The following is a 13,817-nucleotide window of genomic DNA, read 5'->3' as shown; positions in this document are numbered from 1 at the left end:
TCAGACCCCGACCTCCTCCGCGACCTCGGAGGATGGAGCCGGGGCCGGCTTCGGTGCCCGGCGCCCGGGCATCCACCAGTTGGCCTTGCCGCACAGTTCCATCACCGCGGGGACGAGGACCAGCCTGATGATGGTGGCGTCGATCAGCACGGCCACGGCCATGCCGAGACCACCCTGCTTCACCGCGACGTCGGAGCCGAGCAGGGATGTCGTGAAGACGGCGATCATGATGGCGGCCGCGGCCGTGATGACCTTGGCGGTCCGCGCCATCCCGCGGGCGACGGCCGCCCGGGTGTCGCCGGTGCGCTCGTACTCCTCGCGTACCCGCGAGATCAGGAAGACCTCGTAGTCCATGGACAGGCCGAACAGGACCGGGAAGATCATCATGGGCACCCACGTCGTGATCGGCATGGTCGTGGGGAAACCGAGGGCCGAGCCCAGCCATCCCCACTGGACGACCGCGACGAGCACGCCGTAGGCGGCGCCGATCGACAGCAGGTTCATGACGGCGGCCTGCAGCGCGATCGTGACCGACCGGACCAGTGCGATCAACAGCAGCAGTGACACCGCGACGACGACCGCGATCATCAGGGGCAGGCGCGAGCTGACGTCATCGGCTGTGTCGATCGTCGCGGCGTTCGGACCGCCGACGTAGACCCCCTCGCCGCCGGGTGCCTCGGGCAGCACGTCGTCGCGGAGCCGGTGCACCAGGTCCGCGGTCGCCTCGTCCTGGTATCCGGTCGTGGGGAAGGCCATGAAGATCGCGGCCTGCCCGTCCTCGCTGACCTGAGGAGGCATGGCGTAGGCGATGCCCTCGGTCGCGCCGACCGCTGCGACGAGGGGACGCAGATCGGCCTGGCCGGATCCGACCTCGGCGGCGAAGATCAGGGGTGCGCCGTAGCCGGGACCGAAGCCCTCGGAGAGGATCTCGTACGAGAGGTAGCTGCTCCTGTCGCGGGGCTGGACACTGGCGTCGGGGTTGCTCAGCCGCATCGACAGCGTGGGAGCGGCCAGCACCACCAGGACCGCGCCGGCCAGAGTGGCGGAGGCCAGCGGCCTGCGCTGGACCACGCCGGCCCAGCGCTCGGCGAGGGTACGGCGCTCCCGGGACGTGCGGCGGGGCAGGCGCAGCGCGTTGATCTTGTAGCCGGTGAAGCCCAGGAACGCCGGCAGCAGAGTCACCGCGGCGATCATCGTCACCAGCACGATCACCGATGTGGCGACGGCCACTCCGGTCATCAGCCGCTGTCCCATGACGATCAGACCCATCAGCGCGATCACGACGGTCGTGCCGGCGAACAGCACCGCGTGACCAGCGGTGGTGATGGCCTTGACCGTGGCGCTTTCGGGGTCGTCGCCGTCCTGCAGGCCGTCCTTGTAGCGGGTCACGATGAACAGCGCGTAGTCGATGCCGACGCCGAGCCCCACCATCGCGGCGATGATGACGGTGAAATCCGGCGCGGGGACCAGATAGCCCACCAGCTTCATCAGGGCGATTCCGGCGGCGATCGCCAGCAGTGCGGTCACGATCGGCAGACCCATCGCCACCAGTGACCCGAAGGCGACGAACAGGATCACCGCTGCCGCCAGGATGCCCACGCTCTCCGCCGAGCCCTGTGGGGGCGTCTCGGCCTTCTCCGCCTGAGTCCCGCCCAGCGCCAGCGTCACGCCGTCGCCGGAAGCGTTCCTGACCATGTCCACCAAGGGCTTGATCTCGGTCTTGTCCACCTCCTTCCGGGTCAGCGGGATGGTCGTGCGGGCGATGCGGCGATCCGCGGTCACCAGGCTCTTGTCCTGGTAGGGCGAGGTCACCGGTCCTACGACCGGTGCGGCCGTCAGATCGGCGAGTGTCTTGTCGATCTTCTGACGGGCGGCGGGGTCGTCGACTCCCCGCTCTGCCCTGATGGCGAGAGTCAGCGTGTCCCCCTGCCGCTCGGGGAAGTGCCTCTCGATCAGCGCCTGCGCCTTGGCGGAGTCGGAGTTTCCGCCCGAGAAGTCGTTCTCGGGGGCGGCGCCGTAGCCGAAACCGGCGAACGCCACGGCGATCACCCCGACGATCCAGGTCAGGACGACCAGGCGGCGCCGCCGATAACAGAACCGGGCCAGTCTCGCCAGAGCTCCGTCATTACGGGGAGTCTCGATCGACACCAATTTCTCCTCACGTCGTTGAGCCATGGCCCGGGCTCGCGCCGTGCGAGCCGCCGAACGGCGTGGTGACGCCGTCGTAGCGGAGGCGCAGCATCATGCCCTGATGCGCATGGGGCAGGTTGTGGCAGTGGTTCATCCAGATGCCGGGGTTCGCGGCGCGGAACGCGACTTCCCATGTCTCGCCCGGGCGGACGTCGAACGTGTCCACCCACAGCGGGCTGCCCGTCGCCGGCGTCCCGTCCCTGGACAGGATCAACACGGCATGGCCGTGCAGGTGCCAGGGATGTGTTTCCAGGCTTCGGTTGACGACGGTGAATCGGACGATGTCGCCTTCGGCGACGAGCTGGTCGGGGATGGAGGGGTGGCCCCGGCCGTTGACGGTCTGCGCGTACGCCGGCCGGCCGTCGACCATGGCCACGCCTCGATCGAGGACCATGGTGAAGTGCCGGTCCGCATCGCGGGCGTCGAAGGGCACGGCGGCCGGTGCCCCGTAGCGCAGCAGGTCGAGCTCCGGCAGGCCGGAGGTGTCCTCGGCGCGGGCGTCACCGGCGTCGGCATGCGGGCGCAGGAGCAGTCCGCCGTCACGATCGTCGTCCACCACGAGTGCCACGGGCGTGTCCGGCATGACGAACACCAGGTCGTATCGTCCGCCGGCGGCCAGGCGCAGGCCGACGTCCTCGACCTCGCCGGGTCTGTTGAGGTCCCGTCCGTCGACGGCCGCCACCCGGAACGGGGTTCCGGCGAGGACGATCCGATGCGGGACCGAGTCGGTGTTGATCAGTCGCAGCCGCACGGGTTCACCGGGTGACACGTCGTGCACGGTCCGGCCGTCCCTGTCCGCGATCACGACGGTGCCCTCGAAGGTGTGCACGGGCAGCGTCAGGTCCGTCCGCTCCGCCGGGAGGTGGTCGCCGGTTCCTCGCCCGTCGCGCGGTCTCACGACGAGGGTTCCGTACAGCCCTTTGTGCACCCCGACGTGGGACGCGTGATGCGTGTGGTACCAGTAGGTGCCCACTTGGTCGGCGCGGAACCGGTAGACGAAGTCCGCACCCGGGCCCACATCCTTCTGGGTCACACCCGGCGCGCCGTCGTCACCGCACGGCACGTCGTAGCCGTGCCAGTGCAGGGTCACGCTGTCCTCGATGTCGGCGTTGCGCAGCCGCACTTCGATCAGGTCGCCCTGGGTCGCCGTGATCGCCGGACCCGGGACCTCGCCGTTGTAGGTCCACGCGTCGATCTCCCGTCCGGACGCGAGCCGTACCGTGGCCTTCTTCGCGGTGAGCACGTGCCGCCGCACGGCGCCACCCGGCGCCGGTGCGCCGGAGAACCGCAGGCCGGCCACCGACGCTGTCGCCCGGGACGAGCGTCCGGGACCACCGCCCAAGGCCACCGACGGCGTGGACAGGAGCGACAGCCCGGTGCCGGCGCCGGCCGCGGTCGCCACGACCGCGCCACCGGTCCAGGCGACGAACCGGCGGCGCGAGACCTCCCGCCCGTCCTCCGGCGCCCGTGCGGCACCCGCCGCAGCGGCGTTCCGGGCGGGAGGCGCGACCACGCGCGCGGTCAGCAACGCACCGGCGCACACGAGCGAGATCGTGATCAACGCCGTGCTCGGAGTGAGCGGGTACCCGCCCAGGAAGGTCACCGCGAAACCGGCCAGCGCGGCGTACGCCGCGGTGAGCACCGCGACCACGCCGGCCGCGGAGCCGCCGTCGCCCCGCCCCCGCCTCGCGGCGAGCAGTCGTGGTCCGGCGAGCAGCACGGCGCCGGTCGCGGCGGCCCCCAGCAGCGGCAGCCCCAGCAGCACCTTCTCCTGGACGAACCACCAGCCACGGCCGGCCAGCATCGCCACGGTGACCACCCGGACGAGCGTCACGAGCACCGCCGCGGCGAGGGCGGCGAGCGCCGTCCGGACGCGCCGCAGCGCCAGTGTGACGCCCGCCGCGAACCACGCCACGCTGCTCAGCAGCGCGACGACGTGGTCCGAGACGATCAGCGGTGTGGTGCTCACGGAGCCGGTCGCACGGGTGTGCCGGGCCCGGACATCCGCCGGGCCTGCCGGACGATGGTCATGGCCACCGCCATGATGGCGAGACCGCCGACGGCGTGCAGACCGAAGACGAGCTCGCCGGCGGTCGTGCTGCCGCCCGCGTCGTCGAACGCCGCGGCGATCACCCGGATCACGGCCTGGAGAACCGCGAGCCCGGCGACCAGGCCGCTCATCCCGATGAGCCGCCCGGGCATCCGGGCCACCGCGGCGACGACGGTCACCAGGACCGCGAGCAGGACGATTCCGGCCCCCAGCATGCGGTGCGTCTGGAAGGACTCGTCGTTGGACGCCGTGGCGAACGCACCACTGGCGGCCAGGAAGAACTGTGCGACGACGGCCAGCACCTGCAGGATGGCCAGGCCGGCGAAGAATTTACGCATGGCGCGCTCCTCCAGGTTGGGGAGGGTGATCGTTCATGGCGGAAATCGTCGCGCCGGTGAGGTGCCGTGCCCTCTGACAGCGGACGGCCGCGTCTACGCAATCGGACGTAGAGGATCCCTGTCCCGCTACGTCCGTCGGCGTAGCAGGTCGCGCGTCCGGGCGGAGCGTCGTCCGGGTACGGGAACAGTACGATCACGGCATGGAGCACCGTGCCGCGTCGTTGCGCCTTCCTGTGCCGGCGCAGGAGGTGTCGCTCGCGGTCTTCATCACCGTGATGCAGATTCAGGGCACGATCATCCGCACCACCGGCGAGGTGGTGCAGCGTCCCCTCACCGATCTCGGGAACCTCGGATTCGCGCTGCTCGCGCTGAACGGCCTGATCCTGACCGTCCGCCGCCGGTGGCCGGTGCCGGTGTTCGTCATCGCCGGGCTCGCCAGCCTGGTGTATTACGGTCTCGACTTCCCGGACGGGCCCGGCTGGCTCGGGCTCTTCGTCGCCCTGTACACCCTCGCCGCTTACGGTGACGGGCGCCGGTCGTTGCTTATCGCCGGCGTGGGCACCGCCGTGCTCGCCGTCTGGTGGCTGGTCGCCGCGGCCGACATACAGCCGCACGCCGCCATCGGCTGGGTGTACTTCCGCATCGGCGCGTCGGTCATGAGCGTGGCTCTCGGTGAGTCCGTGCGATCGCGGCGGGTCATCGCGGCCGAAGCGGAGGCGCGTGCGGAACTGGCCGAACGGACCCGCGAGGACGAAGCCCGTGCGCGGGTCGACGCCGAGCGGCTCAGGATCGCCCGCGAAGTCCACGACACCGTCGCGCACGCCATCGCGATCATCAACGTGCAGTCCGGGGTCACCGCGCACGTGCTCGACAAGAGACCGGAACAGGCCCGCGCAGCGCTGCAGGCCATCGAGCAGACCAGTTCCCGGGCGCTGCGGGAGATGCGCGCCATCCTCGGTGTGCTCCGTGACGACGACGACGGCCGCGCGCCACACCCCGGCCTGGAACAGATCGGCGAACTCACCGCCAAGGCACGCGACGCCGGGCTGGACGTCACGCTCGAAGCGCCCTCCCCCGCGACGCCGCTGCCGAGCGCGGTGGACAGTGCCGCCTACCGGATCCTGCAGGAGTCGATCACCAATGTGATCCGCCACGTCGGTCCGACCCGGGTGACGGTCGCGCTGAATCCGGGCGTCGACATCCTGGAGATCCGCGTGGCCGACGAGGGCCGCCGCACCGGGTCCGGCGGCGACTCCGCGAGTCGAGCGGCCGGCGACGGCACGGACACGCCGGGTGGGGCCGGCCGCGGCATTCTGGGCATGCGCGAGCGCTGTCAGCTGCTCGGCGGAGACCTCGACGCCAAGCCGACTCCGGGCGGAGGGTTCGAGGTCACGGCCCGCCTGCCTCTCGTGCCGACCGGGTCGCGTCTATGAACACGGCATTCGTGTCACCGCCGGCTTCCCCTCCGATCAAGGTGCTGCTCGCCGACGACGAGGGGCTCGTGCGATCGGGGTTCAGACTGCTGCTCGACCTCGAAGACGACATCACCGTGGTCGGCGAGGCGACCAACGGGGCCGAGGCCGTCGAGCGCGCCCGCGCGACCCGCCCCGACGTCGTCCTCATGGACATCCGCATGCCGAAGCTGGACGGGATCCGGGCCACGGCCGAGATCACCCGGATACGCGGACTGGAGCGCGTCCGGGTTCTCATCCTCACCACCTACGACACCGACGCCCACGTTTTCGAGGCACTGCAAGCCGGCGCCAGCGGCTTTCTGCTCAAGGACGCCGGACCGGCCGAGCTCCTGCACGCCATCCGGGTGATCGCCGCGGGAGAGGCCCTGCTGGCACCGCGGATCACCAGACGCCTCATCGGCCGGTTCACCGCGCTACAGACGGCGGCCAAGGCCGCGGAGGACCGGCTCGCGGTGCTCACCGAGCGCGAGCGGGAGGTCCTGGCCCTGGTGGGCCGGGGCCTGAGCAACGACGAGATCGGCGCCGAGCTGTCCCTCAGCCCGGCCACCGCCCGCACCCATGTCAGCCGCGCGATGACGAAGCTGGGAGCGCGTGACCGCGCGCAGCTGGTCGTCATCGCCTACCGGACAAGACTGGTCAGCCCCGACGGGTGACCACGCGACGGACCACGACGCCAGTTAGAGCCCGTACGCCTCAAGCAGGCGCAGCCACACCTCGCTGACGGTCGGGTAGGCCGGTACGGCGTGCCACAGGTCGTCGAGGGTCACCCCCGCGGTGACCGCGATCGTCGCGGCGTGCAGCAGCTCGGCCGCCGCGGGGGCCACGAAGGTCACGCCGAGCAGCACCCGGCGGCGCTCGTCGACCACCGCCTTGGCCCTGCCGCGATAGCCGTCGCCGAGCAGGTAGCCGCCGGCCACCTGCTCCATGTCGTACTCCACCACCCGCACGTCGAAGCCCTCCGCGCGGGCCTGCGCCTCGGTGCGGCCCACCGCGCACACCTGCGGATCGGTGAAGACCACCTGCGGCACCCCGGCGCGGTCCGCGCGGTCGCGCATCCCGGGCCGGTCGTCCGCCTCGCCGCGGGCACGGGCGGCGATCACGTCCGCGGCCACCCGCGCCTGGTACTTGCCCATGTGCGTGAGGAGCGCGAGGCCGTTCACGTCCCCGATCGCGTAGAGCCAGCCGTCCGCCACGCCGGCGGCCCGCATGCTCTCGTCCACCTCTATCGGGCCGGACTCCGGCAGCCCCACCGAGGCCAGGCCGAGGTCGTCCGTGGCGGCCCGGCGGCCCGCCGCGACCAGGATCTCGTCGGCCGTGACCGTTGCGCCGCTCGCGAGCCGCACCGTGACCTCGCCGTCCGGCTCCGGCCGTTCGACCTTCTCCGCGCTCTCGTGCATGCGGACGTCGATCCCCTGGTCGGCCAGCGACCGCGCGACCATCTCCCCGGCGAAGGGCTCCATACGCCCGAGCAGCTGACCGCCCCGGACGAGCATCGTGACCTCCCTGGCGCCGAGCCCGCGCATGGCCTGGGCCATCTCGCACGCGACCACGCCGCCGCCGATCACGACGAGCCGGTCAGGTACGGCACGCACACCGGTGACCTCACGGTTCGTCCACGGCCCGGCCGCGGCGAGACCGGCCACGGGCGGGATCACCGGGCGGCTTCCGGCGGCCAGCATGACGGCGTGGTTCGCGACGAGCGTGCGGGTGCCGCCGTCGGCCGTCGTGACCTCGACCCGCCGGGGGCCGGTGAGCCGTCCGGTGCCGCGTACGAGCGTCACGCCCGCCGATTCGAGCCAGCGCACCTGCCCCTCGTCGTCGTAGTGCGAGACCACGGCGTCACGCCGGGCCAGCACCGCGGCGGCGTCGATCGGGCCGCCGAGCCGCAGCCCCGTGACCCGGCCCACCTCACCCGCGAGGTCCACCGGCCGCAGGAGCGCCTTGCTCGGCATGCAGGCCCAGTAGGAACACTCCCCTCCCGCCAGCTCGCTCTCCACGATGACGGTGCTCAGGCCGGAGGCGGCCACCCGTCCCGCGGCGACCTCACCCGTCGAGCCCGCACCCACCACGATCACATCGAAGACGTCCACGGCTCCACCCTGTCACCCCTGCGGCCGTGAGGTGGAGACGAGCCCCCCTTCGTAGGCGGCGATGACCAGCTGGGCCCGGTCCCGCGCGCCGAGCTTGGCGAGCAGGTGGCCGATGTGGGTCTTCACGGTGGCGGTGCTGACGTGCAGGTTCGCGGCGATCTCCAGGTTGGACAGGCCGCGTGCGACGAGGGTGAGCACCTCCCGCTCACGGCCGGTCAGCCCGTCGAGCGGTCCCGTGGCCGCCCGGTTCGGGGCAGCGGCCGGGCCGCAGGCGAACTGTGTCGACTGGGCGAACTGGGCGATCAGCCGCCTCGTGACGCTCGGCGCCAGCAGTCCCTCCCCCGCGGCGATGACGCGGATCGCGGCCAGCAGGTCGGCGGGCGGGGTGTTCTTCAGCAGGAACCCGCTCGCCCCGGCTCGCAGCCCCGCGTAGACGTACTCGTCGAGGTCGAACGTGGTGAGGATCAGCACCCTGGTGCCGAGGCGTTCGGCGCAGATGCGCCGGGTCGCCTCGATGCCGTCCATGCCGGGCATGCGCACGTCCATCAGCACGACGTCGGGGCGCTCCGTGCGGGCCAGTTCGACGGCCCGCGTCCCGGTGCCGGCCTCTCCGACCGCCACCAGTCCCGGCGTGCTGTCGACCAGCAGGCGCAGGCTGCCGCGCAGCAGTTCTTGGTCGTCGGCGAGCAGCACCCGGATCGGACCCGGCTCGTTCACCTCCCCTCCCCCCGCAGCGGCAGGCGGGCGCGCACGCGGAAACCACCGCCGGGCAGCGGACCGGCCGTGAAGTCCCCGCCGTGCGCCGTGACGCGCTCACGCATGCCGATCACACCGTGTCCGGGCGGGCCGGGGGGCAGGACCCGGCGGCCTGGCCCGTCGTCGGTCACCTCGACGCGCAGCCGTCCCTCCTCCTCGTCCACCCGGACCCGGCACCGGGCCGGGGCCGCGTGCCTGACCACGTTGGTGACGGCCTCCTGGACGATCCGGTGGACCGCGAGCTCCAGCGCCTCGGACAGGCCGCCCGTCACCCGGACGTCCAGGTCGACCCGTACGCCCGCGGCCGCCGCGCGCTCGGCGACGTCCGGCAGCGCCGCGAGGCCGGGCGCCGGGGACAGGCCCTCGGACACAGCGCCGGGAGCGGTGCGCAGGACGCCGAGCATGTGCCGCATCTCGGTCAGCGCCTGCCTGCTCGTGCTCTCGATGACCCGCAGCGCCTCCAGCGCCTCCTCCGGCCGCCGGTCGGCCACATGCGCCGCGACCCCGGCCTTGACCCCGATGAGGCTGAGCGTGTGGGAGACCACGTCGTGCATCTCCCTGGCGATGCGCAGCCGCTCCTCGGTGACGGCGCGCTCGGCGGCCTGCCCGGCCAGGCGGGCGGCGTAAGCCCGGCGCTCCCGCACCGCCCGGCCGATCGTCCAGGCACCGCCCAGCGCGAGCGCGGCCAGCACGACGGTCTCCGCGATCCGCCTGACCTCGGGCTCGGCCGACACGCCGCCGAACGCCGCGAGCAGCAGCGCCCCGGCGGTCAGCACGCCGATCGCCGCCGTCGGTTCCCACCGGCGCCGCCGCGTCGTGAGCGCGACCGGATAGAGCGCGTACGCCGCGGCGGCCAGCGGTTCCCGCACGACGCCGAGTGCCATGGCCGCCACGGACGCGGCCGCGACGACGCAGAAGATCGGCAGCGGCCACCGCCGCCTCGCCGCGAGCGGCAGCGTCATCGCGGCGATCAGGGCCCAGGCCGCCGGGTGGTGCACACCTGGAGGGTTGACGACCAGCACGAACGCGTAGCCCAGCCCGGCCAGCACGTCGAGCGCGACCAGCTCACGGGGGCGCAGCGGCCGGGGGAACAACGGCCGCACGTCCGGATCGTCCACGCGCCCACGCTAGCCATACGTGCGCACGCTCGCCTCCTGCCCCGGTCTGTCATGCCACGGTCTGAGACACGTCCCGCGGATCGCACGCCGCTCCGACGCGAAGAGCGGGGGCTCCGCGAGACCGTCGGGAGATGATCGAAGTCAGAGAGCTGACCAAGCGCTTCGGGCGCACGGTCGCCGTGGACGGGCTGACGTTCCACGTGAAACCAGGCCGGGTCACCGGGTTCCTCGGGCCGAACGGCGCGGGCAAGTCCACCACCATGCGGGTGATCCTCGGCCTGGACCGCCCGGCGAGTGGCGAGGCGCTGGTGGATGGCCGCCGCTACGACCGCCTCCGTCACCCGATGCGGGAGGTGGGCGCGCTCCTGGACGCCGGCGCCGTCCAGGGCGGCCGTACGCCCCTGGGGCACCTGAGCTGGATGGCCCGCGCCAACCGCATCGGCCAGGACCGGGTCGTGTCCGTCATCGAGCAGGTGGGGCTGGCCGGAGTGGCACGCAGGCGGATCCGGGGCTTCTCGCTCGGCATGCGGCAGCGCCTCGGGATCGCCGCCGCGCTCCTCGGCGACCCCGGAGTGCTGCTGCTGGACGAGCCGGTCAACGGCCTCGACCCGGACGGCGTGCGCTGGATCCGCGAACTGCTCCGCGGCCTCGCCGCGGAGGGGCGGACGGTGCTCCTGTCGAGTCACCTGATGAGCGAGATGGAGCTCACCGCCGACCATCTGGTCGTCATCGGACGCGGGCGCCTCATCACGGACACCTCGATGCGGGAGCTGACCGCCGTACGGGACGTCTTCGTCCGCAGCAGCCGCGCCGCGGACCTCGCCACGGCGCTGTCGGCCGCGGGCGGGACGGTCGCGGCCGAGGACGGCGGGGGCCTGTCGGTGCGCGGCCTCGACCCGGTGGAGATCGGCGACCTCGCCGCCCGGCACGCGATCCCTCTCCACGAGGTCACCCCGCGCGGCGCCTCCCTGGAGGAGACCTACATGCGGCTCACGGCTGAGCTCACAGCGGAGGAGGCGAACCGGTGATCGACGCTCTCGCCGCCGAATGGCTCAAGCTCCGCACTGTCCGATCCACCTCCGTGGTTCTCGCCGTCGTCGCCGTCGTCGTCGGTCTCATGGCCCTGCTGGCCTGGTACGCCGCCCACCTGTGGGACGGCCTGCCGCCCGGTCGGCGCGACCACCTCGAGGTGTCGTCGCTGCCCGAGGTGACGCACACGCTCGCCTCGCTGTGCCTGGCCGTGCTGGGCGTCCTCGCCTTCTCCGGCGAGTTCGGCACCGGGATGATCCGCACCACGTTCACCGTGCTGCCGTCACGCGGCCGGGTGCTCGCCGCCAAGGCGGTCGTCGTCGCGGTCGTCGCCTTCTGCACGGGCCTCGCGGCCGTGCTCGCGACGTACGCCGCCGGGCGGCTCATCATCGGTGACCGGCCCGTTCGCGGGCAGTCGGCGGAGGCGCTGAGCGGGCAACTGCCGCTCTTCCTGGCGATGAGCCTGTCCATCGCGATGTTCGCGCTCCTCGGACTGTGCCTGGCCGCGCTCACGCGCTCCGCCGTCGCCGCCGTCGCCACCCTCGTGGCGGTCTGGTACGTGCTGCCCATCATCGGCTTCAACCTGCCGGCGCCCTGGAACGAGCGTGTCGGCTCGATCCTGCCGGGCGCCCTGGCGGGCCAGCTGGCCGGCACCGGCAACCCCCAGTCGGTCGGCGGCGCGCTGCTGTCGCCACCCGCCGCGCTCGCGGCGATGGTCGCCTGGGTGGCGGTGCCGTACGCGGTGGCCGCCGTCCTGCTGGCCCGCAGGGACGCCTGACGGCTCAGGAGGCGGTCTGCGGCAGGCAGGCGGCGTCGGTGGCGGCCCCGGTGGTCGCCCCGGTGGTCGCCCCGGTGGGGGCGGCCTCCGGCTTCGCGTCGAGGGACACCGCGGCCGTGAGCGAAAGGGTCAGGGGCAGGGTGAGAGTGGGCGTGCAGGCGGGAGCGCACGCCGCGGGCTTGACGACCGGCTGCGGCACGGGCTTCTCAACCGGCTTCACCACGGGCTTGACGACCGGCTGCGGCACGGGCTTCTCAACCGGCTTCGCCACGGGCTTGACGACCGGTGCCGCGGCCGGCTGCGGCGTGGAGGTGGCGGGCCGCGTGACGGGGTCCACCTGTGGCCGGGGCGACGGAGCGTCCGGCTTCGCCTTGCCGCCCGCCTTGCCCTCCTCCTTGCCCTTCTCGTCGCCCTTCACCTCGACGGACCGATCCACTTCGGTCTCGTGCTCGTCCACCCGCGGGGAGGCCGTCGTCTTGCTGTTGTGCTCCTCGCCGTCGCGGTTGATCTCGACCGCCTCGGGCGCGTTCTCCTGCGTGTACAGCCGGTCCTGGTTGCCGTACTGCTGCGCGACGGTGCTGTCGTTCTGCCAGTTGTACGGCAACGCCTGCGCGTCCGTCGTCTCCTTCTGGTAGGGGACGAGGACCAGCGTGAGGTCACGCATCAGGAACTGGTGCTGGCGCTGCTGCTCCCGCAGCCGCTGGTTGTGCCGGTGCCCGTTCTTCTGGCGGTTGCGCTGCCCCCGTGCGTGCGGATGGCCGAACCGGACGAGGCTGTGCTGTGCGGACATCGTGGCGGACATCGTGGCGGACATCGTGGTGGGCAGCGTGGCGGCCCCCGCCGGTGTGGCGACGAGAGGAGCCCCCGCGATCACGGCGCCCCCGGCGATGACGGCGCCGATCGCGAGGATCCCGGCGACGCTCGTGCTTTTTGCCATTTCGTTTCCCCCTAGAACTACCGCAGCACAATCACGGAACAAGCGCCGTGCTTACCGATCTCGGGGTTTCCACGTCGATCATCGGACAAACGGGCCAAGGGCCGGTTTTTCCCTTCCCCTGCGCTTTGTTGGGGCCGCTGCCCGTTTGAATGTCCGCTTTCTGCGGGAAATGTCCCGACACCGCCCAAGTGAGGGCTGACCCCCTCCGGGTACGGCTCAGGCATGACCTCAGCACGGGACGAACTGGCGGGGCTCGACCCCTTCGACATCTTCGACACCGAGGCGGCACGGCTGGAGCGCTTCTTCTCCTCCCTCGACGACGACGGGTGGAGCCGCCCCTCCCGGTGTGACGGCTGGACGGTACGTGACGTGCTCGCGCACCTGGCCGGCGAGGAGTTGTACAACCACGCGTGCCTGGACGACGACATCGACGGGTTCTTCGAGCTGCTCGACCACGAGGGCGTGCGCGGCGGCTTCGACGGCTTCAACGAGTGGTGCGTGCGCAAGCGGCGCACCCTGCCGGTGGAGCAGGTGCTCGACGAGTGGCGGACCAGGAACAGGGAGACCCGCGCGCGCATGCGCGCCCTCGGCCGCGACGGCACGCTCCACACGTCGGCCGGCCCCTACCCGGCGGGCCTGCAGACCTTCCACTACGACTCGGAGTACGCCACGCACGCCGACGACGTCGGGGCGCCGGTGACACAGGACGAGGCCGGCGACCGCCTCGACTGGCGGGTCCACGTCGGCGTGTCCGTACTGGAGAAGCAGGGGCCCAAGGCGCGGGTCGAACGCGCATGCGGCCGGGTTCAGGTGCAGGTGGACGGCGGCCTGACCGCCGACCTGTCCCCCGAGGAGTTCGTCGAGGCGACCGTCGGCCGTCTGCCCGCCGGGCATCCTCTCGACGCCCGCGTCCGCGGCGCCCTGCGCTGCCTCGCCTGAGCGACGAGGAGACGCCGGGCGCCCCCGCGGGCGCCCGGCGTGCGGGACATAAGGGATCGGACCGTGCCCTCGGCACCGGTGGTAATAAGCCGCTCGTCTCCCGCCTCGGCGGGACCG

Annotated in this window: 12 protein-coding genes; 5 read left to right on the top strand and 7 right to left on the bottom strand. The window is 72.4% G+C overall.

Annotated elements, in window-relative coordinates; genetic code table 11:
- From HHX30_RS21150 to HHX30_RS21140, 3 genes are read right to left on the bottom strand one after another with little or no spacing between them, the layout of a single operon-like run.
- Nucleotides 1-2,148 carry an MMPL family transporter gene (locus HHX30_RS21150; protein ID WP_311922667.1) on the bottom strand — a complete coding sequence of 716 codons (2,148 nt, stop codon included), beginning with the start codon at nucleotides 2,146-2,148 and terminating at the stop codon, nucleotides 1-3.
- Between the two features lie 10 nt (nucleotides 2,149-2,158).
- The gene (locus HHX30_RS21145; protein WP_169983697.1) at nucleotides 2,159-4,159 is read right to left on the bottom strand and encodes a multicopper oxidase family protein; all 2,001 of its coding nucleotides are present in this window, start codon (nucleotides 4,157-4,159) and stop codon (nucleotides 2,159-2,161) included.
- Entirely contained in the window at nucleotides 4,156-4,578 is a 423-nt protein-coding gene (locus tag HHX30_RS21140; protein WP_169983696.1) for a DUF6220 domain-containing protein, read from the bottom strand. Before HHX30_RS21140 ends, HHX30_RS21145 begins: the two co-directional genes overlap by 4 nt.
- 200 nt (nucleotides 4,579-4,778) lie before the next feature.
- On the opposite strand from HHX30_RS21140, the gene HHX30_RS21135 reads away from it, so the two are divergent.
- Nucleotides 4,779-6,011: a sensor histidine kinase gene (locus tag HHX30_RS21135; RefSeq protein ID WP_169983695.1), complete on the top strand. Its 1,233-nt coding sequence runs from the start codon at nucleotides 4,779-4,781 to the stop codon at nucleotides 6,009-6,011.
- Nucleotides 6,008-6,706 (top strand): response regulator transcription factor, encoded by a 699-nt coding sequence (locus HHX30_RS21130; protein WP_169983694.1) that lies wholly within the window; start codon nucleotides 6,008-6,010, stop codon nucleotides 6,704-6,706. Before HHX30_RS21135 ends, HHX30_RS21130 begins: the two co-directional genes overlap by 4 nt.
- A gap of 24 nt (nucleotides 6,707-6,730) precedes the next feature.
- Here HHX30_RS21130 and HHX30_RS43325 read toward each other — a convergent pair whose 3' ends face one another.
- Genes HHX30_RS43325 through HHX30_RS42770 form a run of 3 tightly spaced genes read right to left on the bottom strand, consistent with a single transcriptional unit; the run spans nucleotide 6,731 to nucleotide 10,017 of the window.
- The gene (locus HHX30_RS43325; RefSeq protein ID WP_311922666.1) at nucleotides 6,731-8,143 is read right to left on the bottom strand and encodes an NAD(P)/FAD-dependent oxidoreductase; all 1,413 of its coding nucleotides are present in this window, start codon (nucleotides 8,141-8,143) and stop codon (nucleotides 6,731-6,733) included.
- 12 nt (nucleotides 8,144-8,155) lie between these two features.
- Nucleotides 8,156-8,860 carry a response regulator transcription factor gene (locus HHX30_RS21120; protein ID WP_169983693.1) on the bottom strand — a complete coding sequence of 235 codons (705 nt, stop codon included), beginning with the start codon at nucleotides 8,858-8,860 and terminating at the stop codon, nucleotides 8,156-8,158.
- Nucleotides 8,857-10,017, bottom strand: coding sequence for a sensor histidine kinase (locus HHX30_RS42770; RefSeq protein ID WP_169983692.1), 1,161 nt, complete (start codon nucleotides 10,015-10,017; stop codon nucleotides 8,857-8,859). The genes HHX30_RS21120 and HHX30_RS42770 overlap by 4 nt, the downstream gene beginning before the upstream one ends.
- 131 nt (nucleotides 10,018-10,148) lie before the next feature.
- On the opposite strand from HHX30_RS42770, the gene HHX30_RS21110 reads away from it, so the two are divergent.
- Both HHX30_RS21110 and HHX30_RS21105 read left to right on the top strand, forming a co-directional pair.
- Nucleotides 10,149-11,045, top strand: coding sequence for an ABC transporter ATP-binding protein (locus tag HHX30_RS21110; protein ID WP_169983691.1), 897 nt, complete (start codon nucleotides 10,149-10,151; stop codon nucleotides 11,043-11,045).
- Nucleotides 11,042-11,824: an ABC transporter permease gene (locus HHX30_RS21105; RefSeq protein WP_169983690.1), complete on the top strand. Its 783-nt coding sequence runs from the start codon at nucleotides 11,042-11,044 to the stop codon at nucleotides 11,822-11,824. The genes HHX30_RS21110 and HHX30_RS21105 overlap by 4 nt, the downstream gene beginning before the upstream one ends.
- 4 nt (nucleotides 11,825-11,828) lie before the next feature.
- On the opposite strand, the gene HHX30_RS21100 is transcribed toward HHX30_RS21105, so the two are convergent.
- Nucleotides 11,829-12,761 (bottom strand): hypothetical protein, encoded by a 933-nt coding sequence (locus tag HHX30_RS21100; RefSeq protein ID WP_169983689.1) that lies wholly within the window; start codon nucleotides 12,759-12,761, stop codon nucleotides 11,829-11,831.
- A 222-nt stretch (nucleotides 12,762-12,983) separates the two neighbouring features.
- On the opposite strand from HHX30_RS21100, the gene HHX30_RS21095 reads away from it, so the two are divergent.
- Complete coding sequence (locus HHX30_RS21095) at nucleotides 12,984-13,700, top strand: maleylpyruvate isomerase family mycothiol-dependent enzyme (protein ID WP_169983688.1); 717 nt, start codon at nucleotides 12,984-12,986, stop codon at nucleotides 13,698-13,700.
- The last annotated feature ends 117 nt before the right edge of the window (nucleotides 13,701-13,817 follow it).

The organism is Microbispora sp. H10836, from assembly GCF_012999525.1.
GTDB lineage: Bacteria > Actinomycetota > Actinomycetes > Streptosporangiales > Streptosporangiaceae > Microbispora.
The sequence above is the reverse complement of the archived record's forward strand: the minus strand, read 5'-3'. Positions and strand labels throughout refer to the sequence as shown.